Annotated in this window: 23 protein-coding genes; 21 read left to right on the top strand and 2 right to left on the bottom strand. The window is 29.7% G+C overall.

The window, feature by feature from the left end:
• From BR69_RS0102675 to BR69_RS0102625, 11 genes are all read left to right on the top strand, one after another.
• Positions 1–531: dTDP-glucose 4,6-dehydratase (locus BR69_RS0102675; protein ID WP_027631806.1), on the top strand; the 531-nt coding region annotated here is incomplete at its 5' end.
• Positions 532–773: 242 nt separating this feature from the next.
• Positions 774–1,643, top strand: a complete 870-nt coding sequence (gene galU / locus BR69_RS0102670) for a UTP--glucose-1-phosphate uridylyltransferase GalU (RefSeq protein WP_027631805.1) — start codon at positions 774–776, stop codon at positions 1,641–1,643.
• 71 nt (positions 1,644–1,714) lie between these two features.
• Positions 1,715–2,710: a UDP-glucose 4-epimerase GalE gene (gene galE, locus BR69_RS0102665; protein WP_027631804.1), complete on the top strand. Its 996-nt coding sequence runs from the start codon at positions 1,715–1,717 to the stop codon at positions 2,708–2,710.
• A gap of 305 nt (positions 2,711–3,015) precedes the next feature.
• On the top strand, positions 3,016–5,625 hold the full coding sequence (locus BR69_RS0102660) for a sigma 54-interacting transcriptional regulator (protein WP_027631803.1): 2,610 nt from the start codon (positions 3,016–3,018) through the stop codon (positions 5,623–5,625).
• Positions 5,626–6,174: 549 nt separating this feature from the next.
• Entirely contained in the window at positions 6,175–6,501 is a 327-nt protein-coding gene (locus tag BR69_RS0102655) for a PTS sugar transporter subunit IIB (RefSeq protein ID WP_027631802.1), read from the top strand.
• A 49-nt stretch (positions 6,502–6,550) separates the two neighbouring features.
• Entirely contained in the window at positions 6,551–7,165 is a 615-nt protein-coding gene (locus BR69_RS0102650) for an AAA family ATPase (RefSeq protein WP_027631801.1), read from the top strand.
• A gap of 138 nt (positions 7,166–7,303) precedes the next feature.
• A complete protein-coding gene (locus BR69_RS0102645) occupies positions 7,304–8,605 on the top strand; it encodes a PTS sugar transporter subunit IIC (protein ID WP_027631800.1) in 1,302 nt (433 codons plus the stop codon).
• A gap of 18 nt (positions 8,606–8,623) precedes the next feature.
• A complete protein-coding gene (locus BR69_RS0102640; RefSeq protein WP_242840638.1) occupies positions 8,624–8,962 on the top strand; it encodes a PTS lactose/cellobiose transporter subunit IIA in 339 nt (112 codons plus the stop codon).
• 21 nt (positions 8,963–8,983) lie between these two features.
• On the top strand, positions 8,984–10,294 hold the full coding sequence (locus BR69_RS0102635) for a family 4 glycosyl hydrolase (RefSeq protein WP_027631798.1): 1,311 nt from the start codon (positions 8,984–8,986) through the stop codon (positions 10,292–10,294).
• 1,005 nt (positions 10,295–11,299) lie between these two features.
• A complete protein-coding gene (locus tag BR69_RS0102630; protein ID WP_027631797.1) occupies positions 11,300–13,531 on the top strand; it encodes a ribonucleoside-diphosphate reductase subunit alpha in 2,232 nt (743 codons plus the stop codon).
• Positions 13,532–13,565: 34 nt separating this feature from the next.
• On the top strand, positions 13,566–14,594 hold the full coding sequence (locus BR69_RS0102625) for a ribonucleotide-diphosphate reductase subunit beta (RefSeq protein WP_027631796.1): 1,029 nt from the start codon (positions 13,566–13,568) through the stop codon (positions 14,592–14,594).
• A gap of 360 nt (positions 14,595–14,954) precedes the next feature.
• Here BR69_RS0102625 and BR69_RS0102620 read toward each other — a convergent pair whose 3' ends face one another.
• Entirely contained in the window at positions 14,955–16,421 is a 1,467-nt protein-coding gene (locus BR69_RS0102620; RefSeq protein ID WP_027631795.1) for a Na+/H+ antiporter NhaC family protein, read from the bottom strand.
• A 716-nt stretch (positions 16,422–17,137) separates the two neighbouring features.
• Between BR69_RS0102620 and BR69_RS0102615 the strand changes: the two genes are divergently transcribed.
• The 3 genes from BR69_RS0102615 to BR69_RS0102605 all read left to right on the top strand — a co-directional run bounded on the left by BR69_RS0102615 (position 17,138) and on the right by BR69_RS0102605 (position 18,807).
• Entirely contained in the window at positions 17,138–18,046 is a 909-nt protein-coding gene (locus tag BR69_RS0102615; protein WP_027631794.1) for a hypothetical protein, read from the top strand.
• 272 nt (positions 18,047–18,318) lie between these two features.
• Positions 18,319–18,537, top strand: a complete 219-nt coding sequence (locus BR69_RS19740; protein ID WP_034849118.1) for a DUF1659 domain-containing protein — start codon at positions 18,319–18,321, stop codon at positions 18,535–18,537.
• Between the two features lie 45 nt (positions 18,538–18,582).
• Positions 18,583–18,807 carry a DUF2922 domain-containing protein gene (locus BR69_RS0102605; RefSeq protein ID WP_027631793.1) on the top strand — a complete coding sequence of 75 codons (225 nt, stop codon included), beginning with the start codon at positions 18,583–18,585 and terminating at the stop codon, positions 18,805–18,807.
• 172 nt (positions 18,808–18,979) lie between these two features.
• Here BR69_RS0102605 and BR69_RS0102600 read toward each other — a convergent pair whose 3' ends face one another.
• Positions 18,980–19,879: a hypothetical protein gene (locus tag BR69_RS0102600; protein ID WP_027631792.1), complete on the bottom strand. Its 900-nt coding sequence runs from the start codon at positions 19,877–19,879 to the stop codon at positions 18,980–18,982.
• A gap of 283 nt (positions 19,880–20,162) precedes the next feature.
• Between BR69_RS0102600 and nfsA the strand changes: the two genes are divergently transcribed.
• The 7 genes from nfsA (at position 20,163) to BR69_RS0102565 (ending at position 26,450) form a co-directional block, all read left to right on the top strand.
• Positions 20,163–20,903, top strand: coding sequence for an oxygen-insensitive NADPH nitroreductase (gene nfsA / locus BR69_RS0102595; RefSeq protein WP_027631791.1), 741 nt, complete (start codon positions 20,163–20,165; stop codon positions 20,901–20,903).
• A 418-nt stretch (positions 20,904–21,321) separates the two neighbouring features.
• Entirely contained in the window at positions 21,322–21,753 is a 432-nt protein-coding gene (locus BR69_RS0102590; protein ID WP_027631790.1) for an EamA family transporter, read from the top strand.
• A 150-nt stretch (positions 21,754–21,903) separates the two neighbouring features.
• A complete protein-coding gene (yhfZ, locus tag BR69_RS0102585; RefSeq protein WP_034849115.1) occupies positions 21,904–22,830 on the top strand; it encodes a GntR family transcriptional regulator YhfZ in 927 nt (308 codons plus the stop codon).
• 53 nt (positions 22,831–22,883) lie between these two features.
• Positions 22,884–23,237, top strand: a complete 354-nt coding sequence (locus BR69_RS0102580) for a PRD domain-containing protein (protein WP_027631788.1) — start codon at positions 22,884–22,886, stop codon at positions 23,235–23,237.
• Between the two features lie 193 nt (positions 23,238–23,430).
• Complete coding sequence (locus tag BR69_RS0102575) at positions 23,431–23,787, top strand: DUF2620 domain-containing protein (RefSeq protein WP_027631787.1); 357 nt, start codon at positions 23,431–23,433, stop codon at positions 23,785–23,787.
• A gap of 27 nt (positions 23,788–23,814) precedes the next feature.
• Positions 23,815–25,101, top strand: coding sequence for a YhfT family protein (locus BR69_RS0102570; protein ID WP_027631786.1), 1,287 nt, complete (start codon positions 23,815–23,817; stop codon positions 25,099–25,101).
• Positions 25,102–25,574: 473 nt separating this feature from the next.
• A complete protein-coding gene (locus BR69_RS0102565) occupies positions 25,575–26,450 on the top strand; it encodes a phosphotriesterase family protein (RefSeq protein ID WP_027631785.1) in 876 nt (291 codons plus the stop codon).
• Positions 26,451–26,462 lie beyond the last annotated feature (12 nt).

Genomic DNA, 26,462 nt, shown 5'->3' with positions numbered 1-26,462 from the left:
ACTTATAAAATGCCTGTTAATATAACAAGATGTTCAAATAACTATGGACCATATCAGTTCCCAGAAAAACTTATACCACTTCTAATAAATAACTGTCTAAATCATAAGGACTTACCTGTTTATGGTGATGGACTTAATGTACGTGATTGGCTTTATGTAGAAGATCACTGCAAGGCAATAGACATGGTTATAAATAGTGGAGTAGTTGGAGAAGTCTACAATGTTGGAGGTCACAACGAAAGAACTAATATAAAAATAGTTAAGACTGTTATAAATTATATTAATGAAAATGTTGATAAGGAAGTAACAGAAAGCCTAATAAAATATGTGGAAGATAGAAAGGGTCATGATAGAAGATATGGAATAGACCCAACTAAGATAAAAAATGATCTTGGATGGTACCCAGAAACATCCTTTGAAGAAGGAATAGTTAAGACTATAAAGTGGTACTTAGACAATAAGGAATGGATGAATAATATAACTTCAGGAGATTATCAGAACTATTACAGTGAAATGTATAAAAATAAGTAAATGATCGAAAAATTAATATAAACAATACTATGGAAAAATGAATTAATTATATTAATCGTAACTTTAATGAGCTTTATAATATTTATTAATACATTCAATTGGTTGTTGAGAGGTGATATTTATAAATCCCTCATATAGATAATAACTTTTAGAGAAAATTTTATATACATATAAAATTATTTTGGAATGTACTATAAAACTGTAATAATTGATATATATTTATTATATAAGGACGTGATTAAATGACTAAAATAAGAAAAGCAATAATACCAGCAGCAGGACTTGGAACTAGATTCCTACCAGCAACAAAAGCTCAACCAAAGGAAATGCTTCCAATAGTTGATAAGCCAACTATACAATATATTATAGAGGAAGCTATAGCTTCTGGTATAGAAGAAATACTTATAATAACAGGAAGAAATAAAAAGTGTATAGAAGACCATTTTGATAAATCTTTAGAGCTTGAGATGCAACTTGAAAAGGGTGGTAAAGATGAGCTTTTAGATTTAGTTAGAAGTATATCTGATATGGCAGATATTCATTACATACGTCAAAAGGAACCTAAGGGGCTTGGGCATGCTATTTATTGTGCAAAGACATTTGTAGGAGATGAACCTTTTGCAGTTCTTCTTGGGGATGACATAGTATATAATGAGGAAAAACCTTGCTTAAAGCAACTTATAGATTGCTATGGTGAGTATAATACTTCAATATTAGGAGTTCAAACTGTTCCAGAGGCTGATGTTTCAAAATATGGTATAGTTAATGGAATACATATAGAGGATAGAGTGTATAAGGTTAAGGGATTAGTAGAAAAGCCATCGGCTGAAGAAGCACCAACTAATGTGGCTATTCTTGGACGTTATATTATAACTCCTAAAATATTTGAGATCTTAGAGAATACAAAGCCAGGTAAGGGTGGAGAGATACAGCTTACAGATGCTTTATGTACTTTAATGAATCATGAAGCTATGTATGCTTATGATTTTCAAGGAATACGTTATGATGTAGGGGATAAGCTAGGATTCCTTAAGGCTACTGTAGAATATGCTTTAAGAATGCCAGAACTTAAGGATGGATTTACATCATATTTAAAAAATATTATTGAGTAAAGAAAATATAGTAGGTTCTATGAGCCTACTATATTTTAGGTGATATATTATAAAGTTATATGGAGGGAATAATGAAGATTTTAGTTACAGGGGGATGTGGATATATAGGTAGTCATACTGCTACCGAGCTTTTAGAAGCAGGCCATGAAGTAATTATAGTAGATAACTTTAGCAATAGTAGTCCAGAGGTAGTAGATAATATAAAGGAAATCACAGGGAAGGATTTTGAATTTTATCCCATAAATTTATTAGATGAAGAAAACTTTGAGAATGTATTTAAGGAAAACTTTATAGATGCAGTTATACATTTTGCAGCTTTAAAGGCTGTGGGAGAATCTGTAGAAAAGCCTTTAGAGTATTATAACAATAATATAGGAAGTACATTAGTATTATTTAGATTAATGAAAAAATATAATGTGAATAATTTAGTATTTAGTTCTTCAGCTACAGTTTATGGAAATCCAATAACATGTCCAATAACAGAAGAATTTACATTATCAGTAACAAATCCATATGGAAGAACTAAGCTTATTATAGAAGATATGTTAAGAGATATATGTAAAGTAGATAAAAGCTTAAATGTAGCTATTCTTAGATACTTTAACCCGGTGGGAGCTCATAAAAGTGGAAAGATAGGAGAAAATCCTAAAGGTATACCAAATAATTTAATGCCTTATATAACAAAGGTCGCAACAGGTGAGTTAAAGGAGTTAAATGTATTTGGAGATGATTATGAAACCCATGATGGAACAGGGGTTAGGGATTATATTCATGTAATTGATTTAGCTAAGGGACATTTAAAGTCTTTAGAAAAGCTTAATGAAAATCCAGGTCTTGTAACTTATAATTTAGGTACAGGAAAGGGATATAGTGTTTTTGATTTAGTTAATACTTTTAGTAGAATAAATGGAATAGATATACCTTATAAGATAGTAGGTAGAAGACCAGGGGACATAGCAGAATGTTATTCAGATCCTACAAAGGCTAATAAAGAATTAGGTTGGAGTGCTAAATATGGAATAGAAGACATGTGCAAGGATTCTTGGAACTTCTATAGGGGCAAATAGGATTATATTATAAAGTTTATTGATAAAATAAAATTATAATTAGAAAAAATGAAGCAGAAATTAAAATATACATCTATAATAAAGTAACTTTTTATTAAAAGTCACAGAAAATCATAGGATAAAAATAATTTTTTATCCTATGGTTTTTTATATTATTAGGATAAAAATAGGATATATATGACTAAGAGGCTATTTTATATATATTATTAAAGTGCTAAAGATTCAAAGACTTTCTGTACAAATTTTAAATATACTATATAATTATAGTAAATAATTTAACTTTTTACTAAAAGGTGTGAGTTAACATGAGTAAAAAAGAAGAAATTTATGATATTTTAAAAAGATTATATAATGAAACAAATAAAGGGATAACAGCAGAAGAAATTGCAATAGAACTAAAGGTAGACAGGTCTAATATTAGTACATATTTGAATAAGCTTACTACAGAAGATTTAGTTGAAAAGATTAAATCAAGACCAGTTTATTTTATACCTAAAGATAAGTATGTTTCCACATTAAACAATGAAACAGTTTTTAATAAGAGTTTTTCAAACTTTGTAGGAAAGAGACATAGCTTAAAAACTGTAGTAGAAAAGGCGAAGGCGGCTATGTTATACCCAACCTATGGGCTTCACTCCATAATATATGGAGAAACAGGGGTTGGTAAGAGTCTTCTTGCAAGAGAGATGTATGATTTCTCAGTGGAATATGGTATAAGGGGCAGTAATTCACCTTTTATAACCTTTAACTGTGCAGACTATGCAAATAACCCACAGCTATTAATGGGTCATATATTTGGTGTTGAGAAGGGTGCTTATACAGGAGCAGAAAATTCAAGAGTAGGATTATTAGAAGGAGCTAATGGAGGAGTATTGTTCTTAGATGAGATTCATAGGCTTCCAGCAGAAGGACAAGAAATGCTATTTACTTTTATAGACAAGGGAAGTTTTAAAAGATTAGGTCAGGCAACTAAGGAAATAAAAGCAGAGGTTTTAATAATAGCTGCTACAACAGAAAACCCTAAATCTACTCTTTTAGATACTTTTAATAGAAGAATCCCTATGGTTATAACTATTCCACCCCTTAGGGAAAGAAGTATGGTAGAGAGAATAGAACTTGTGAAAAGGTTTTTTAGGGTAGAGGCAAAGAAGGTAAACAAACCAATAAAGGTTCATAGGGAGATTATGAAGTCCTTATTACTCTATCAATGTAAAAATAATATAGGGCAGCTTCAAAGTGATATAAAGTTAGCTGTTGCTAATAGCTATTTAAAATACATAGAAAATCCTAAGGAAATATTAGATATTAAACTTCAATATTTTGGAGAAGTATTAAAAGAAACCAGTGATGACTATAAGGGAAAGAAATATGAAGTTGAAATATTAGTACCTAAGGACTTAGATTATTATTTTTTTAAACCCTCAGGAGAAGAAGAAAATGTTTCTTTTAAAGAATTTTATGAGGAGGACAATGAGGAAAGTAAAGCAAAGCTTTCTATAATAGGAACAGGATATAGGGAAAATGTTATTATAGAAGAGATGTTTATGGACACAAAGTTTTTTAAAACCTGTGAGAGTATAAGGTCAATCATAGAGGAAGAATTAAACATAACCTTAAGTGAAAAAAAGTTTTATTACATAGCTTTATATATTAAATCTGTAATAGATGAAAAAGCTTTTAAAGGTAGCTCTAGTGACTTAGATATAAATAGTATAAGACAAAATAATAAGGAAGAATTTAAAATAGCCTTAAAGGTAGCTACTTTAATAGAGAGTGAGTTTAATATTTTTATGCCTATAGAGGATGTGGCTTATCTTACCTTAGTTATTACTAAAGATTATAATGAAAATAAAGAAAAAGATAAAGGAATAGAAATAATAGTGGCTATGCATGGGGAAGGAACAGCAAGTAGTATGGTAAGAGCTGTTAAAGATATTTTAGGAGAAGGGAATATATATGCCTTTGATATGAAGCTTAATAAAAGCTATAAGGAGTGTGTAGAAGAATTCAAGGAAACTATAAAAGATATAAGTAATAAGGAAGGAATACTTCTCTTTACTGATATGGGATCTCTTAATTCCTTTGATAAAATAGTTAAGGAAACTCTTAATATAACAGTTAAATCCATATCTATGGTTACTACATTAATGGTACTTGAGGCGGTTCAAAAGATAAATATTGGATTCTCTCTTATAGAAGTATATAATTCCATAATGGATATGAGCTCCTATAATTTTAAAAGAAGTGGAACTGAAAGTATTAATAAAATCAATAATGCAATAATAGTTGGAACTGGTTATAATGAAGGCACTGATAAGAGCAGTAAAAGATTAATAAAAGATAAATTATCTTCCTATATAGAAGATATAGAACTTATATTCCTTCCATATAAGACAAAGGAAGACTTAACCATGAATGTAAAGGGGCTTAATAAGGACAATAATATTATAGCTTTAGTAAATGATTTTCCATTAGAATCAGAAGAAAGTATAGATTATATAAATAAAAATGAGTTAGTATCTTCTGAAAAAATGGAAAAATTAAAAACCTTAATAAGAATAAATAAGGGCTATTATGATATGTTAGATGGGTTAAGATCTTCATTAAAATATACTAGCTGTTATGAGGTATTAGAAGATACTAAGAAGGTAATAGATAAAATACTTAGGAGACTTAATATACAAAAGCAATATGATATGTATATAGGTTTTACTATGCATATGGCATTTATGATAGATGGACTTGTGGGGAATATTAGAAAAAGTGAAGTTTTTAAAAACCATAAGTTAAAAAACTTTAGTAAGGAAGTAACTATAATAGCAGAAGAACTAAAAGGTTTAGAAAGAAAATATAGTATAACAATAGACATAAATGAATGTTACGGAATCTTATATATTCTTTATGATGATATTTAGAATTGTGTTTTAATAGAGGGTAATATTTGTAGAAGCTGTACTAAAAGATAAGTGGACATATCTTTTAGTACAGCTTTTTATATTTATATATATTTTTTACTAAGATATGTTTTATATATCTTTTGTGTAAATACGTATATTTTTCTTTGTTTATTAGTTTATCTGTTTTATAAAAAACTATTTTTTTATAAATACTAGTAGCTATAATATTGTCATAAGAACCTATGAGTTTTATTGAGTAGGCTTCTCTAATGGTTTAGATTCAATATATCAAACTTAACTTTATTTAGAATTTTATATAAAGATGAATACAAGAGATGATACTCAGTATTTTGATTTAATTGCATTATCATATTCATATTTAAAAGCTATTTAAACACATAGGATAAAGTGTTTAAATAGCTTTTGAATAGGTTAAACACATTGAAATTAATTAAACAGATTTTTAGTATTAAATATTAAGTCCAGGAAGCATAAGGGTTAGAAGGGTTAAAATAAACTTGGCACAGTAGTTGCTATATATATTATCAAAAGAGAGGGGGAGCTAATATGAATATACTTTTAGTTTGTGCAAATGGAGCATCTACAGGGGTTTTAGTGAGAAAGATGAAAACATTTACTGAGGAGCATGAAAAGCTAAAACATAAGGAAATAAATATAGATGCAACATCTATTGAAAGTTTAAGAAACTATCTTCAATCTCATAAAATAGATGTGGTTTTAGTAGCACCACAAATAAGATTTAAGGAAGATGAAGTTAAGGAAATTTGTTCTGAATATCCTATAGGAGTTGGAGTAATTGATACCCAGCATTATGGAAGAATGGATGCAGCCTCTGTATTAAAACAAGCAATTAATTTATTTAAAAGTAAATAATAAGGAATTAATAGGATAGATATAAAAGAAAATGAGAGGAGAATAACTTATGAAAAACAAATTTATACAAGACCCTTGGGCAAGAATAAAAACTCGTAATGGACTAAATGGAGATGAGGTTATATCTTCCCTTCAAAAATCAATAAGAAGAGGTATGGAAGAAAAGGCATGTGAGTTTGCTTTTGAAATGTATATAACATCCCCAGAGATGGAAGAAAAATTATGGAGAAGATTAATTACTATATCTGTGGAGGATATAGGTATGGGAGACCCTAATGCAGCTATACTTGTTAATAGTTTAAATCAGATGAGAAAAGAATTCCCTTATGCTGATGGAGACAGACCTATATACTTTATACATGCTATTAGATATCTTTGCCAATGTGAAAAGGATAGATCAAGTGATTTATTAAAGAACATTGTTAGTAAAGGATTTGCTATGGGATATGTACCAGAAATACCTGATATAGCATTAGACAAGCATACAGTTAGAGGAGCAGCTATGGGACGTGATTCTTTCCACTTCTTAAATGAGGCAAGTATAGTAGTACCTCAAAAGAACGTAGACAATGATTATAAAGAGCGTTATGGAAAGATTTTAGAGGAATATGATAAGGACAATGTGGCAGAGTCTACCTTTAAATTTAATCCATGGCAGTATTAAAGTCCTATATGATTTTTAATTCTAGGTGGAATATTGAAATTAAAACTTTATTCCACCAAAGGATTACGATAACTATTTCTTAATTATATATAAAACCAAGAGATAGAAAAAATTTTATTTTATAAAGGAGGGAATAACATGAGTAGCAAAAGTAATGGTTTTCAAGAGACGCTTAAAAAATATTTAGTACCAATAGCTAATAAAGTAGAAAGACAGCCTCACCTTCAAGCAATAAAGGAAGGTATGATGAGTATAGTTCCTATAATTATAGTAGGTTCCCTATGTTTACTATCCATAGCTATTATGAATATGTTACCTAATGGGGGAGCCAAGGACTTTATAGGAAGCAATTTAGATAAATTTATGTTACCTTTTAATTTCACCATGGGAATAATATCACTTTATGCAGCATTCTTTATAGCAGAATCCCTGGCTAAAAAATATAAGTTAAATTCTTTAGAGGTAGCTATAACAGCAGTAATTATTCAATTTATATTAGGAGCAGAGGTTGTAGATGGAGCTATTAAAACAGGATATTTAGATGCTCAAGGACTATTTGTAAGTATAATAGTTGCAATTTTAGTAGTAGAAATCACAAGATTTATGAATAGAAAGGGAATTGTATTAAAACTACCTAAGGAAGTTCCAAGTGTGGTAAGTAAGAGTTTTAATAACTTAATTCCAATGATATTTTGTGTAATATTATTTTCAGGGCTAGCAGTACTTGCTAAAGGGGTTACTGGGGATCCAGTTCCTAAAATAATAATGTCAGTACTTGCACCAGCTATAAATAGTTTAGATAGTGTATTTGCAGTAATTATAATATTATTAATAACTCAGTTATTATGGTTCTTTGGATTACATGGAGCTGCAATAACTTCAAGCATATGGATGCCAATTGCAGCAAAATATATTTCAGAAAATGCTTCTAACATAGCTGCAGGAGGACAAGCTACTCATATATTTACCATAGGATTTTATTATAGTTTCCTACAGGTAACAGGATCAGGTATAACCCTAGGTCTTGTAATACTTATGATGAGAAGTAAGTGTAAGAGCTTAAATAGTGTGGGAAAGGTATCTATAATACCATCAATATTTGGGATAAATGAACCAGTTATTTTTGGTGCCCCATTAGTTATGAATCCATATATGTTTATACCATTTGTATTTGGACCAGTACTTGTAGGAGCTTTAGACTTTTTAGCATTCTCCAGTGGACTTGTGGGTAAACCAATCATAGAGCCACCTGGATTTATGCCAGCAGGAGTAGGAGCATTTTTACTTACATTAGATTGGAAGGCAGTAGTTTTATGCCTTGGTAGTATAGTACTTATGACATTAATATACTATCCTTTCTTTAAAATAATGGAGAGAGAAGAACTTAAGAAAGAAGCAGAAGCTTCAGCAGTAATAAATGATGAGGATTTTGATTTTTAATATTATGAGGTGATTGTTATGGAAATAAATAAAGTAATGAATGAAAAATTAGAAGAACAAGTTTTTTCAATAATATCTCAAGCTGGAGACGCCAAAAGTGACGTAATGTATGCTTTAAGAAAAATCAAAAATAGAGATTATAAATCAGCAAGAGACCTTCTAAGTGGAGCATCAAATAAGCTTCAAGAAGCATCAGAAGTGCATATGGAGCTATTAAGTTCAGCTATGTCAGGAGAAGAGTCTACTACTAATTTTTTAGTAGTACATGCTGAAGATCATTTTACTAATGCCTCTTTTGCTCACTCTTTAATTAGTGAGTTAATAGATATATTTGAGGAAATTGATACAAGAAAATAATGGCAAAGGAAGTGGTTTGCAATGAAGAAGTATAATGTAACCATAATAGGAGGAGGAAGTGGATATACTCCAGGAGTAGTAAATAGTCTACTTGAAAAGAGAGAGAGCCTTCCTATAAACAAAATAACTCTTATGGATAACGATGAAAAGAGACTTCACATCATTGGAGACTTCATGGATATCTTGATTAAAGAAAGAGCGCCAGAAGTTCAACTAGTATTAACAACAGACAGGAAAGAAGCTTTTGAAGGTATGGATTTCCTTCTAGCACAGATAAGATCAGGTGGATTAAAAATGAGAAGCCTTGATGAAAAAATACCTATGAAACATGGGGTAGTAGGGCAAGAAACATGTGGACCAGGAGGATTTGCCTTTGCAATGAGGGAAATACCTGAAATGGTGTCTATAGCTAAAGATGTATTAAAATATGCACCAGAGGCTTGGATATTAAACTATAGTAATCCTACTGCAATTATAGCAGAGGCTATAAAAAGAGAGGTGCCAGAAGTTAAAAACATATGTATATGTGATGTTCCACCATGGCAACAAAGAGATATGGCATTTATGCTAGGGGGAGAGCCTAAAGATTTTGAATATAGGTATTTTGGACTTAATCATCTAGGTTGGTTTACCCATATGTATGATAAAGAGGGGAAGAACAGGCTTCCAGAGTTAATTAATATGATAAAGGAAACAGGACTACAATCTAAAACCTATACTGATCCTTATTGGGAAAAAACAGCTAAGAGATTAAGACAATTTGTAGGACATTTTGAAGATTCTCTTCCAACTAACTATCTTCAGTATTATTACTACCCAGATGAGATGTTTAATGAGGAAGATCCTAATTATACAAGGGCTGATTACTGTATTGATCACAGGGAGAAGGAAACTTTTGACCTTTGCATAGAGGGAGTTAAAAAAGGAACTGCCAAGGGAAATGATCTTACAGACACAATACATGGGGATTTTATAGTAGATATTGCGTCAGCTATAGCTAATAATACCAATGAAAAGTTTATACTTAATGTACCCAACAATGGAGTTATAGAGAATTTTTCTAAGGATTCTATAGTTGAATCCATGGCAATTGTTAATGCTACAGGATATGAACCCATATCAGTAGGAGAGATACCAATATTTCAAAAGGGACTTATGGAAGTTGTTAATGCTTACGAGAAGTTAACAGTTGAGGCAGCTTTAGAGGGCTCTTATGAAAAAGCTTTAAAAGCTTTAACCTTGAATCCGATTGTGCCATCTACACATGTGGCTAAGAAAATATTAGATGATTATATTAAAGTAAATGAAGGATATTTTCCAAAGCTAAGTTAATTAATAGTGTAAGAATCTTTATATATTTAAAGATGAAATAAAATATAATAGTAAGAATTAATTTAAAGAATATTCTCTGTTAAGTAAGGTAAAAGGTATACTTGATACTTACTTAATGGGGAATATTTTTTATTAACATACTAATTCTAGGCTTTTAATGAGGTTTTCATATTCATGATAGAGATAAAAATAAGTTAACTAGTAGAATTGAAACCAATATTTTTTTAAAACTTAACTATACTTATAAGATAAAAATTTAGAGGTCTTAAGTATTTAACTTGCATAATTATTTCTTCTTATTTAGATTAATTTTTCATAAGAATTCTTTAGAAAAGACCTTGCCTTAGAATCATAGGAATATATTATAGTGAAGGTAAAAAAAGAAGATAAAAATAAGAAGAGAGAGAAAAATAGATATATTCCCCTAAATACTATCCCTCTATTTTTTGCAAAAACTACGTTCCTAATTTATAATTAATAAGGCTACATATTGGGTGCTTGAAAACAATAACACACAATATATTGTATTAATAACCTTAGGTTATACTATGGTCATTTAGGTATAGTGTTAAAGTATACTTTATGAGTATAGATTTACTTTTTTAATAAAAATTAGAGTCTTTATAAGTTGATATTTACATATTAATTTCTTAGTACATAATATTTTATTTGATGGATAGGAGCTTGTAATATCCACATCCGCGTGTAAGATGGGGGATAATAGTTACTACGCCACTAGATTAAGTAATCTAACCTTCAGTTGATTGAAAGAACATTAGCTTAAGGAAAATTCGTTCCATATAGAGTACTTTAAAAGCGTAGAAATATTTATATAAATGTCTATAGTTCTACAGTAATGACTAAAGGTAAAAATAGAATTAAATAATGAATTAATATTATATAATAAATATCTTAATAAATAGTAAACATAGAATTCATATAAGGGAAAATACATATTAGAGGATAATGAAGGGAGCAATAACTGTGGAAAGCTTAAAGATATCAATGGAAAACTTAATGGAAATATGCCAGTTTGCATGTAATGAAATATATTCAAATAATGAGGATTATAATCCATTAAAATTACATAAAGCTTTAGAAAATATAACTAGAGAATCCATGAATGAAAATGAACTTATAGATGCAGTGATACAAAGTGCTTTAGAACTTACCACAGCAGTAGAACCAAAGTGGGAGTATGCTGCAAGTAAGTTATTTATATATAACCTTTATAAAGAGGTAGGAAAAAATAGAGGTGTAGATAAGAAGGATTATGGATATAGTAGTTTCTATAGCTTAATAAATGAATTAACAGATAAGAATTTATACGGTAAGTATATTCTTGAAAATTATTCAGAAGAAGAAATAGAAGAGTTAAATAGCTACTTAAAGCCAGAGAGAGATTATTTATTTTCTTATAGCGGGATAAATCTTGTATGCAAAAGGTATTTAATACAAAATGGAGATAGAAAAACTTTAGAGCTTCCTCAACAAATGTTTATGGGAATATCCATGCATCTTGCTTTAGCAGAAAAGAAAGAAAATAGATTATACTGGGCAAAGAGATTCTATGATGCCTTAAGTACATTAAAGGCAACTATGGCAACACCAACTATGTCTAATGCAAGAAAACCTTTCTGTCAGCTTAGTTCATGCTTTATAGATACAGTAGGAGATAGTCTACAAGGTATTTATAAGAGTCTTGATAACTTTGCAAAGGTATCAAAATATGGTGGCGGAATGGGAATCTACATGGGAAAGGTTCGTGGACTAGGTTCTGATATAAGAAGCTTTAAGGGAGCCTCAGGTGGAGTTATACCTTGGGTAAAGCTATTTAATGATACAGCTATTGCAGTGGATCAATTAGGAATGAGAACAGGAAGTGTTTCCATATGGCTTGATGCTTGGCATAAGGATTTACCAGAATTCCTTCAATTAAAAACTAATAATGGAGATGACCGTAAGAAGGCTCATGATGTCTTCCCAGGAATATGTTACCCAGATTTATTCTGGAAGATGGCTGAAAATGATATAGAAGGAACATGGAATATGATGTGTCCTCATGAAATTAAGAAGATTAAGGGATATGAGTTATGTGACTTCTACGGAGAAGAATGGGAGAAAAGATATTTTGAGTGTTTAGAAGATCCAAGGATAGAAAAAAGAGAAATGAAGATTAAGGATCTTATAAGACTTATAATAAAGAGTGTAGCAGAAACAGGAACTCCTTTTGCATTTAATAGAGATACAGTAAATAAGACTAATCCTAATAAGCATAAAGGGATGATATACTCTTCTAACCTTTGTACAGAAATCATGCAAAATATGAGTGAAATAGAATTTATACAGGAAGAAATAATAGATGAAAATGGTGATGTTATAATAGTTGAAAAGACAAAGCCAGGAGATTTTGTAGTTTGTAACCTTTCATCTATAGTTCTTGGGCGTGTTAATGTTTTAGATGATGAAGAACTAGAAACCTTAGTTGAAACTCAAATAAGAGCTATGGACAATGTTATAGATTTAAACTTCTATGCTCTTAAGTATTCAGAGCTTACTAACAGAAGATATAGATCCATAGGTCTTGGTACTAGTGGATATCACCATATGTTATATAACAACAATATAGATTGGGAAAGTGAAGAGCATGTAGAGTTTGTTGATAAGCTTTATGAGAGAATAAACTTTTATGCAATAAAGGCTAGTAATAAAATAGCTAAAGAAAAGGGAAGCTATGAATACTTTGAAGGATCAGATTGGGATAATGGAGATTACTTTAATATAAGAGGATATAATTCACCTAAGTGGAATGAACTTAAAAAACAGGTTCATGAAGGTGGAATGAGAAATGCCTATCTTCTAGCTATAGCTCCTAATGGCTCAACAGCAACTATTGCTGGAACTACAGAAGGAATAGATCCTATAATGGAGAGATTCTATTTAGAGGAGAAGAGAGGAATAATTACTCCAAAGACAGCTCCAGATTTATGTTTCGAAAAATATGACCTATATAAATCTGCTTATTCTATAGATCAAAATTGGTCCATAAAAGCAGGTGGAGCTCGTCAAAAGCATATAGATCAAGCTCAATCCTTTAACTTATACATAACCACAGAGTTTACTATGAGACAAATATTAAATCTTTACGTAAACGCATGGAAAAATGGAGTAAAGAGCATTTACTATGTTCGTTCAAAATCTTTAACTGTGGAAGAGTGTGAAAGCTGTTCTATATAGTAATAAAAATAATTGCTATTTTAGGAGGAATAATATGTTAAATAAAAAACCCCTATTTAATGAAAATGGAGATACAGAAATCTCTAAGAAAAAAATGATTAATGGAAATACTACAAATCTTAATGATTTTAATAATATGAAATATTCTTGGGCATCAGATTGGTATAGACAGGCAATGAATAACTTCTGGATACCAGAGGAGATAAACTTATCCCAAGACTTAAAGGATTATAAGGCATTAACAGATGATGAGAGAGTAGCCTATGATAAGATATTATCTTTCTTAATATTCTTAGATAGTATACAAACAGCTAATCTTTCTAATATAAATGATTATATAACTGCTAGTGAGGTTAACCTATGCTTAACCATACAAGCTTATCAAGAAGCTATACACTCTCAATCCTACAGTTATATGCTGGATACTATATGTCCTCCTCATAAGAGAAATGAAATACTATACCAGTGGAAGGATGACAATCTACTTCTTGAGAGAAATAAGTTTATAGGAGACTTATATAATAATTTCCTAGAGGACTCAAATCCTAAGAATTTGCTTAAAACATTAATGGCAAACTACATATTAGAGGGAATATATTTCTACTCAGGATTTATGTTCTTCTATAATCTTGAGAGAAATTCTAAGATGCCAGGTTCAGTTCAAGAGATAAGATATATAAATAGAGATGAAAATACTCATCTATGGCTATTTAGAAGCATAATTAGAGAACTTAGAGTGGAAGAACCAGATCTATTTAAGGGTGATATGATAAAAGAGCTAAGAGAGATGATGAGGGATGGAGTAGAGAACGAGATTAAGTGGGGTCATTATGTAATAGGAGATAAGATCCAAGGGCTTAATAAAAAAGGAATAAGTGATTACATAAAGTATCTTGGAGATTTAAGACTAAAGCATCTTGATATGGAGCCTTTATATGGGGTAACAGAAAACCCTCTTCCATGGGTAGACATATATGCAGATGCTAATCAGGTTAAGACTGATTTCTTTGAGGCAAAATCTACAGCTTATGCTAAATCAGCTATCCTTGTAGATGATCTTTAATTTAATGAAATTTATTATTAGTATTTTTATATAATACTAAAGAGGTATTACAAAGAAGAATGTAGCTTTGTAATACCTCTTTATTTATTATTAATTATATATTTTAATCTGAGAGTTTGTTAACAGTATATATAGGGTTCCTCAATATAAAATTAACTTATACATGTTATTCATTTATTGATAAATCAGCTTTTTAAGGAATGAATAAGTTAAGAATATAGGAGTTTCCTAAATCAAATACAAAGTATTATTTCTATTTATTATATCTATTATTAAAATTAATAGAATACTTCTAACCCTTAGTATAACTGCATAATATATCTATATATTTTAATAATATTAGTTTTTTAAAGTTTAAGATTATATCTTTTTGGTGGATCTTTTTAATCTAACATCTGGCTCAGAAGGTAGCCTAAATAAAGGAACAAATCTATCTAAGCCTGTTAATGTTAAAAATAGTATGGATACCACAGCTATCATTGACATAAAATTAAACTTTACAAGATCTAAAGGAACAAATTTATGAAGAGGATAAACAGCACTGGCAATGCCTGTAAAGAAGGCAACATAAACGTGCCAAGGTATAAGTAGGGCACCGAAGACTCCAAGAGCATCGCTCATAGTTGCGTTTCTAAGTCTTAACTTATATAAATCCTCCTCAGAACCTTCTACATTTTCATCTGTAAGTTCCTTAATTATTGGACCTACAGTTACTATTTGAGCCATTTCATCTGACAGGGCTATATTTCCAAGAAGGCAAAGAATACCATTTAAGAAAGAAAGCTGACGTACATTTCTTGCAAGACCTGAGAAAAACTTAGAAATTGGGGCAAAGGCATTCATCTTAGCCATAATTCCCCCAAAAGCACCAACCCACATCATCATAACGATTACCCAAGAACCAGCATCAGCAAAACCAGTTTGAACTAGAGTTAAAAATGAAGAAAGACTATCAACTGTACCTGCAAATAATCCTAAAATAAAAGAAGAAATGATTCCTACAAGGAGACATAATAGGGTTTGAACACCCCTAAAGGCACATATGATAACTAATATTAATGGAATAACCATATAATAAGGAACACCTGATTTTACTTGATTTAAGAGTTCAATAGCCGCAGGTTTTTCTACTGCTAAGGTTTCAAAGGCTTCTTTAGGAATGGAGTTTATGGCATCAGCAGCATTGCCGACGGTAGTGGGAAGTCCCATATAAAGACTAACAAGATAAAAGGTTATAGCGGATAATACAAGACACATTAAAGACCAAACACCTTGATGGCGTATTCTGTGCATAACTTCTACTTTTTGAATACCAGAGCTTACTATGGTGGTGTCAGAGATAAGTCCTATGTTATCCCCAAAACATGCCCCACCAGCAATGGCAGCAGTAGTTAAAAGAATATTACCATCAACTATGTGATTAAGCCATAAAAAGATAGGAGCACAAGCTGCAAAAGTTCCCCAGCTTGTACCAGTTGCCACAGAAAGAATTCCTGTAACTATTATACCGGTAACTGCAATGGTTCTAGCGCTTAATCCTAGGTTTAAAGAAATATTTATTATGGAGGCTCCAACCCCGGTGGTCATAAAAGCACTAGCCATAGCATAGGCAAGCATTAGAATAAAAAATACTATTTGCATTTCTTTTACATTAGTTATAGCAGCATCAAAAACGTCTTTAGATTTTAACCTATCCAGTACCATTGCAACTAGAGCTGCATATATGGTGGCTATAGGGGCTGCCGTTAAAGCATTAACTTTAAGTATCATTAGTGTTGCCAGTAGCATAACTGGCGAGAGTTTAATGAAACCCTTTACAAAATTCATTATATACCTCCTCAAAATATTTAATATTAAAGAAATTATACACTAAAGATTACATGAATTAAATGAATAATATGTTAAAAATAAACTTATAATAAAGAATATTACTGCTCACATACTTTATTAATATATGCTGCAATAAAGAAGATTTACTTTATAATTCTAGTATATATTAGGATATGATTAATTTATATATTAGGTTAATTTTAACATAATGTAAATTTACTCAAAAATATAAGACAAATTTAGTGATTATATTACATAATTATTAGTGATGAAAAAATATGTTAGAAACTTATAGTAAATAGTTGAAATATATGTATTGATATTACAGGGATTCTGTTTAAAATTTAAAATAATAATATAATATTTATGAAATATAGTAATAGTTAATAAAATTTGTAAAATAATAAATTAATATGATATAATTTACTAATAAGGATACAAAAGAAACAAAATGGATTTAACATGGATTTAAGTTGGAAATAGGATGAAACCTAAATGATAAAAATTTTTACTAATTATAAAGTGTACATAAATTTGGATTAGCTATTTAGAATTAGTATACTAATTTTTAACTTGGCTATGGTTAATAATGGAAAGTTTAAATGAAAATTGAAATTTGATTTATGTGTAATATAAATATTTTAAAATTATTTATAAGAATGGGTTATGGTGAAACTTTTTAATGGGGGAATATAAAAGAAGAGGGAAATAAGATGGAATTATATAAGGAATATATAAACTGCATCCAAGGAAGAGACCTATTTAAGTTATTAAAGGGTGAGAATTTTAATGAAGACTATAATAAAAATAGTAATATTATGTTCTTAGTAAAGAATGTAGAATTCTATGAAGATTTAAACCTTAAGTCAGAAATATATAAAAATACAGTTCATAGGGATGTGTTAAGAAATAGGATAAACTATGATATACTAGGTTCAAATATGAGATACATATTTAAGGAGGTCAATTTATATTTAAATAATAATATATATAAATATAATAATAAGAGGAATTTAAATAGAAGAATTTCAGAAATAGTAGGACACATTATAAAATTAAATGGCTGTGGATTAATTTCACAAATAAGTGGAAAATTTATAGTTAAGTTTTTAAGGGGAATAAAATTAGAATTTGCTTCTTTAGCATTGGCTTATGCAATGATAAAAACAGGAGAAAATATATATTCCTTTGTAAACGGAATTATAGACTACCATTGCTTTGTTGAAAATCTACATAAATATATATTATATGATATAGCTCCTGTTTATATAAAAATAGGTATCAAAATAAATAGGGATTTAGATATAGAGGAGCTTTCCAGTATAATAAGCTATACTATGTACTATTATGTATATGCATGGTGTAAAGAGATGCTAAGAGATGAGAGTATTAGAAGCCATGAGGAAAACATAGTAAGGATAATATATTCAGAGGTAGTAAAGGCCTTGAAAAATCAAAGACAGCTTATGGAGAAAGCATTAAAGGGAAGCAGTGAGCAGTGTGATAATATAATGAAAACTTTTATAATAGATATGGATAAGGCAATTACAAGAAATAATTATGATAAAGCTATAGCTATTCTTGAGAGAATGGCTATGGATATAGCAAGGGATCCAGTTTAATATAGCTGGGTCTTTTAGTTTATAAGTTAAGTTTTTATAGGGTTTTTACATAAACACTTAACTTATCTCTTAAAAATATCCTTGATTTATCTTTCTTTGGATAGATGTATAAATTAAGTTTAAAACTTAAAACCCTATAGAAGACTTAAGTTTTAAAATATTATAGTGACTTTTGGAATAGGTCTAATTTTAAAATTAAACAAAGTTTTTAAAATTATTTAGTAAATATAGTAAGGTTCCGTATAGCTAATAAGTGAAAGGAGTTGATGAATATGGCAAATTCAACAATATCAAAAAGCTTATTAAGTTTAAAGGTGATAGTAGGTAAGGATGAAAAAGGAAAGGATAAGTTTAAAAAGGTAAGGATAGGGTTTTTAGAAGATGGAGCAGATGACAGTAAAATTTATGAGGTTTCTAAGGAAATAGAAAAGTTCCTATCATATCCACTGGGAGAGATAGTAAAAGAGAATACTTATAGTATTGAGAAGTAGGGTTAGGTTAATAGTTATTAAAAAAATATTTAAGGAGGGGTTTTCATGGATAATAGAACTTTAGTTTTAACTTTTATAAATTTATTAGGAAAGAAGGTAAGGGTTAATATATCCCCAGTAAGGGAAAATATTTTAAAAGATGAAGTTACAGCACTTATGGACAAGATAATTACTACTAATGTTTTAACTTTTCAGGGAGTAGGACTTAAGGAAAAGGTTGAGGCACAAATAGTTGATAAATCAGTAGAAAAAATAGATTATAGTTTTTAAAAAGTGATGACTAATTAGTAAAGATCTATTACAGTTGGTGTCTCAACTATAATATTAAATACGGCCCTAAATCCTAAGAATAAAACAGAGGTTTTTAGGGAAAAGACTTTATAGAATTTAAATGAAATATAAGAAAAATAAATATACCTAGGGAATTAACCCTAGGTATATTTTATTTATTAGATTTAGTTTTTTCTTTACTCTTAGTATACTCATCATAAGACTTAACAGTAGATTTATCTATTTTAGGTAATGCTATAGCCTTATCATTATAGTAAATTAAATTAGAATCCATAGTTACCTTCATTTCAAATTTATCGTATGACATAACCACAGAAATATCTGTACTCTTTATTATATCATCCTTGTTAATATAAAAAGTTATATTAACATCACCAAAGGTAAGCTTGGATAAGAAAGAAGCAAGTTCTTCTTTAGTTTTAAAGTCACCTTCTAAGGTTCCCTTAAACATTTCTATTAAGTCATCTCGAGCATCCTTACCAGGAATAGTAACATTTACAGTTTTAAAATTTAACTTTGTATCTTCTATAGATTTTGTTTTATCTTCAAACTTTAAATCTTTACTCTCATTAAGTATAGCATAAGCCTTTTTTATAAGCTTGCTACTAGAAAAAGTACCGTTTCCTGAGTATACATCTCCAACTATTGCTGAATAGTTAGCTGTATTAGTTATATCTAAGAAGTTTTTAGAATCACTAGGCTTAAATAAAAGAGTAGTTTCATCCATATATACTTCAGATTTTAAGGATGGCATATCTTTTGAAGTATTACTAATATATAGGTTCTTTCCTTTATTTGTAGTTGTAAGCTCTGTAGTTAACTTAGTAGTTTTTGGATCTTTATTATCTTTCTTTGTATCCATAGTTATGTAAGTCTTGCTGTAGAAACTCTCTAGAGACCCATTTTTATTTATTATATTCTGAAATGGACCTTTTTCACTTGTGGTAGTTTCAGAAGTTACTACCTTAGGTTCATCCTTTTTATTAGTACATCCAGCAAAAAGAATGACTCCTGCAAGGACAGGTACTGCGAATTTTAAAAGTTTATTCATTTTAGATATTACCTCCTAACCTTATATAAAAATAATATTACAAAATAAAATTAATTTCAACATTATCGTACTTATTTTAAGCTGACTTTATATATAATTCATTAATTTAAGAAATTATGGTAGAGTTTATTGTATTTTTTATGAGAATTCTACACATACTTTACAATAGTAGCCTTATATATTAAAAAGATAAGTATATTTTTATAGGTTTACTAAGAAAATTTTATGTGATAGAATTTTATTAAATTAAGATGAGAATAATTACTACTTAAGGAGAATTATTATGAATGAAACAGTTAAAAGTTTATTAAATCATAGATCTATAAGAAAATATAGCAGTAGGGATATAGAAGAGAAAGAGTTAAATTATATATTAGAAGCAGCTCAGTGGGCACCAAGTTCAATTCATGGTCAAGGGGTATCTATAATTGTTGTAAAAGACAAGGAGAATAAAGATAAGCTAGCCCATTTAGTGGGAGATCAAGGTTATGTAGCTGAGGCCCCAGTATTTTTAATATATTGTATGGACTTTAATAGAGCAGCTAAAGCCTGCGAAAAGAATGGCTTAGAGATAAAAATAATAACTAGTGAGGAAGCTAACTTAGTTGGGGCGGTAGATGTTGGTCTTGCCATGGGTAACTCAATAGTTGCAGCAGAATCTATGGGACTTGGAACAGTTCCTATAGGAGGGATAAGAAAAAATCCAATGGATGTTATAGAGATGCTAAACCTTCCTAAATACGTTTATCCTATATGTGGATTAGTAGTTGGATATCCAGAGGAAAATCCAGATCAAAAACCAAGAATGCCTAAAGAACTTGTTGTTCATAATGAAAAATATAAAGAGATAAAAAAAGAACAACTTGATTCCTATGATGATTTAATAAGTGATTATTTGAAAGAAAGAACAGGAGGAGCTGATAAGAGTCAGTGGTCTCAAAGAATAAGTGGAGTTTATAAGAGTATATACTACCCAAGGGTTAAAGAATCTCTTGAAAATCAAGGGTTTACGGGAAGAGAGTAAAATTAGAATTAATACAATAAAACCCTATGGTATTACTTAAGCTTAGTAATACCATAGGGTTTATTTTATTCTAAATAAAATACTATAGAAATTTATTAATGATAATATCTAGGGTTAAGTAATAGGCAGAAAAATTATTTTTTATTAGAAGTTTTCTATTTTATTAAGAAGTTTTTCTAAATATTAATGAATATTTACATTTGATGTTTACAAAAGAAATGTATCTAAATTATATTTTTAAGGTTGAAAGTAAAAATAATAGGTGTATTATTTTATATAATATACAGCACTTATTGGAAGCTAAATCCATATATATGAATATTATGATAAATAAAATATTACTAGAATAAACATATAGGATAATGGATTATTCTTAGAAATTAAAATTAATTAATTTAAAAAAGGAAGGTGTTAGTAAATGGAAAGTTGGTTATTATATGCTCTATTATCAGCTGTTATGGCAGCTTTAGTTGGGATTTTTGGTAAATTAGGATTGAAAGGAATAGATTCTAATACAGCCACAGCTATTAGAGCGGTTATAATGGCAGTTTTTTTAATGGTGGTGGTATTTGCTCAAGGAAAGTTTAATGAAATATCCACAGTACTTGCAAATAAAAAAGCTATGTCATTTGTTATACTTAGTGGAGTAGCAGGAGCTTTATCATGGCTTTTTTATTTCCTTGCATTAAAAAATGGAAAGGTATCTCAGGTTGCACCAGTGGACAAGCTAAGTGTAGTCTTTGGTATTATCTTAGCATTTATTTTCTTAGGAGAAAGATTAAGTAAAGGTGGTATTCTAGGAGCTATCTTCATATCAGTAGGAGTTCTTTTAATGGCAATATACTCTTAAAAACATAATAGTTTAGAAAAAAGTTATATGCTATATTTTAGTTATATAACTTTTTTTAAAAAAACTATTGAAAACAATATCACTTATTGTTATAATAAAAATACAAACAATGTACAAAAAAACGTACATTCATAGAAAAGAGGGAAATTTATGACCATAAGACAACAATTAATGCAAAAAAATGGACTTATGGCTATGAACCTAGCTAAGGAATTTCTAACCTTAGAAATAGGAGATAGAATAAGTACTGTTGCAAAATTTTCAGAGAAATATTCCAGTGCTAGAGGTACAGTTCAAGTAGCACTTAAAATTTTACAAGATATAGATTGTATAAGGCTTGACCCAAGAGGACACCTTGGAACTTATATTACCTATATAGATTATGTAAAGCTTTTAGAAGTTGCAGATATAAGTAATATAGTTGGGGTTATGCCACTTCCTTATTCAAGGATATATGAAGGCCTTGCTACAGGAATATATAATAGTAAGTTTTCTCAAAAATTTGCTTTGAATCTAGCTTATATGAGAGGGGCTTCTAATAGAATAAAAATGCTTAAGGATGGTAGGTACGACTTTGTTGTTATGTCAAAGCTTGCAGCTGAACATCATATAAAAGAATATAATGATGTGGAGATAGCAGTGGATTTTGGCAACATGAGTTTTGTTAAAGAGCATATTTTAATTTTTAATAGTAAAGAGGCAAAACACATAGAAGATGGAATGAAAGTAGGAATAGATTACTCTTCAATAGATCATAAGATTTTAACATTAAATCAATGTGAAGGGAAGAGAGTGGAGTTTAAGCCAGTACTCTATAGTCAACTATTAAATAATATTTTAAAAGGTGAAATAGATGCAGCAGTTTGGAACATAGATGACATTAAAGATAACAATATAGGTGTTAACTATAAGTCTATAGATAATGATATTTTTAAATATAAAGATACAGAAGCAGTAATTGTTGTAGATAATAAAAGACCTGAAATAGGAAAACTTCTAAAACAATTTATAAATGTTGAAGAAGTATTGAATGTACAAAATTCAGTAGTTCAGGGAAGGCTTATCCCTAACTACTAAAATTTTAGAATTAATGTACAAAATATTGTATATTGTATAATGGAGGGTAACATATGGATTTAAAAATGAGATTGGATATTTTAAAGGAAGCAGGTCAATTGTCGGAAGAGAATTATATAAACATTTTTAAGATAATTGAAGTTGTAGAAAGTGAATATAACACTCATCTCACAGAAGAAAACGGTTCAATGTTTGTAACTCATATGGTTATGGCACTATCTAGAATAGAAAGAGATGAAGCGGTGAGCCCCATGGATGAATTTTTAATAGAGGAAATAGTGAAGAATGAAAACTATGAAAAAGCTAGGGTAATTATTAAGAAAATAGAAGAAATAATAGAAGAAACCCTTCCAGATAATGAAGTGCCTTTTATAGGAATGCATTTATGTACTTTGTTTTCTAAATAATAAAAGCAACAGGTTAAAAGTCTTATAAGAGTTATAATTATTTATTTTAATTAATGATTATTCCATATATAGTTTTAATATTATTAATACTAGTAAGTGGATAAAGAAAAGTCTTATTAAAAGTATTTTAAGTATATAAAATAATAAAAGTTTAAAAATAAATTATTTTAAAGTTATAAGGAGGATATACATAATGGTAAGAATAGTTATTGGTGGACAAATAGATAAGGAAAAGGTAGCAGATATTACAAGAAAAATAGCAGGGGATAGGGCAGTGGTTACAGTTAAATCTGACCTTGAGGCAGCTATGGATGTAAAAACAGGAGCAGCAGATTATTACTTAGGTGCATGTAATACAGGTGGCGGTGGAGCCCTTGCTATGGCAATTGCAATGCTTACCATGAGTTTATGTGCAACTGTATCAATGCCAGGAAATATAAGATCAAATGAGGATATAGAAAAAGAGATAGAAGCAGGAAAGAAGGCCTTTGGATTTACTCCTCAGCATGCAGAACAAGTTATTCCTGTGATTTTAAATAAAATACTTTAAAAATAAAGTTTAGAGGGGATGGATAAAATGAAACTTGTAATAATGGGTCTTTTAGGTGCCCTAGCAGCAATCCTTGCAAATAAAGGAGTTGCAGTATTTAATGATGGTCTTAGACCTATAATTCCAGAATACCTAGAGGGAAGAATGGATAAAAAAGCTTTAGCAGCAACTTCCTTTGCTTTAAGTTTCGGACTTGTTATAGGGTTTGGTATACCAGTTTCTTTAGCGGCAACAATTATATTAGTTCATAGTATATTACTTGGAACTGACATTATAGGAACTTGGTCACCAAAAGGTACAAAAGGTCTTATAGTTGCAGGAGTAGTAGGAGCGGCTTATGGTATAGCTCTTGTCTTAGGACTTCAATTTATAGTAGATTTATTTGCAAAACTTCCAGTAAATTTCTTAGATAGTATGAAGCTTGTTGGATCACCAGTAATAGCAGCCTTTGCTATATTCCCAGCTTTAGTTGTAGCTTATCAATACGGACTTTTAAAAGGAGCTATAACTTTAGTAGTATCTTTTGTAGTTAGACAACTTGTGCTTTATTATGGAAAGTTTAATTTCAATGGAGCAACTATAAAGCTTGATCAAGAAGGTATGGCATTACTTGTAGGTATGATTATTATGTTATTCTTTGCCATAAGAGAAAAGCCAGATGAGAATGCACCTAAGGTAGACTTAGTATCAATCTTTGGAGAAAGAGTTAAAAAGATAAAGAAAAATCTTCCTATACTTGCAGTAATGGGTGGATTAGTGGCAGCAGCTACAAGTCTTTCACTACTTGCAGGAGACCCAATATCATTAAATCTTTTAAAAGAAGGTAAAAATATAGAAGCAGCTATGACAAGCTTTGCAAGAGGAATAGGATTCATTCCATTAGTTGCAACTACAGCAATAACCACAGGAGTATATACTCCAATAGGAATGACATTTATATTCGTAGTAGGATTACTAGTTAAGAGCCCGATTTTAGCCTTTGTTTTAGGAGCAGCAGTTATGTCTTTAGAGATATTACTTTTAGATGTACTTGCTAGAATGCTAGATAAATTCCCAGGAGTGAAAAAGTGTGGAGACAATATAAGAACTGCTATGAGTAGAGTTCTAGAAGTAGCACTTTTAATGGGTGGATTTATGGCAGCTGATGCTATGGCACCAGGACTTGGAATATTTGTAGTAATAGGAATATATGTACTTAACAAAACTTCTAAGAAACCAATAGTTGATATGGCAGTTGGACCAGTTGGAGCAATAGCAGTTGGAATACTTATAAATATACTTTATATTTTAGGATTATACTTACCTCCAAGATAATATAGAAGGAATCTTTCTTCAGATGGTGTTCTTTCCAATATTTGAAGGTTAGATGAGCTAATCTAGGGGCATAGCAACTTGTTATCCCTCACCTTTTAGAGGATGGGGGGTTACATCCCCAAGTCATAAGATAAAAATTAAAATGTTTATTTAATGTAATTTTAAAATAAACATAGATTATTCTTTGTTATACAAAATAACTTAATATTTTAACATATATTAAAAGCCTAAAAGTATGAATTTAAATGTTTAAAAGTTTGTCCCATTACCTTTTAGGTATTGGGACATTATGTTTAAACTTAATTATAAGGTTGAGTGAATAAAACAAAGTATCAGTTTATACTAGTTAATTTAGATAATAAGTTATTTTATGAAAAAGATTTATAAGATAACTTAAAAGGAACATTTTAAAAAGGTATTTGGAGAATATTCAATAGATAAGGTGGGGTAAACCTATTAAGGAGATGGTAATAATGAAGCTTTTAGATGGAATAACTTATTCACACGAACATGTAAAAATAGACCTCTCAGGAATAAAGAAAAACGAAGATTGTAGACTAGATACTTTTAATGAAACCATTGAAGAATTTAAGGAATTAAAATCTAAGGGAGTAGCTAATATTATTGAAGTTACAAATAGAGGAATAGGAAGAGATATAGAATATATAGACAAAGTAGCAAAAGAAAGTGGACTTAACATTCTTTGCTCAACAGGATATTACAAAGAACCTTTTCTTCCAAAGGAAGCTTATGATTTAGATGAAGTAGGTCTTTCAAGGATTATGATAGATGAAATTATAAATGGAATTGAAGGTAGCAATATAAAGGCATCAATTATAGGTGAAGTAGGAACCAGTGTAAATGTAATAACTCCTATGGAGGAGAAAATTTTTAAAGCATCATCAAGGGCTCATGTAGATACAGGGGCACCTATTATAACCCATACTTCTCTTGGAACTATGGGAATAGAGCAGCTTAAGATATTTGAAAGTTATGGTATTGATTTAGATAAGGTTATATTAAGTCATGTAGATCTAACTGGGGACTTAGATTATATATTAAGTCTTATTGATAGAGGATGCAATGTGGCCTTTGACACTATAGGAAAAGAAAATTATCAGCCAGATGGCCTTAGAATAGATTTACTTTATGAATTATGTAAGAGAGGATTAAGTGAAAAAATACTTATGTCCATGGATATAACAAGGAAATCTAACTTAAAGTCTAGAGGGGGTATAGGATATGCTTATGAGCTTGATGTATTCATACCTAGGCTTTTAGAAAGAGGAGTTAAACAGTTACACATAGATAATATGACTAAAAGTAATATAGTAAGAATTTTAAAGTAGTAGGAGTTGAAG

It is taken from the genome of Clostridium hydrogeniformans DSM 21757 (genome assembly GCF_000686705.1).
In the GTDB taxonomy this organism is placed as follows: domain Bacteria; phylum Bacillota; class Clostridia; order Clostridiales; family Clostridiaceae; genus Clostridium_Z; species Clostridium_Z hydrogeniformans.
The sequence above is the reverse complement of the archived record's forward strand: the minus strand, read 5'-3'. Positions and strand labels throughout refer to the sequence as shown.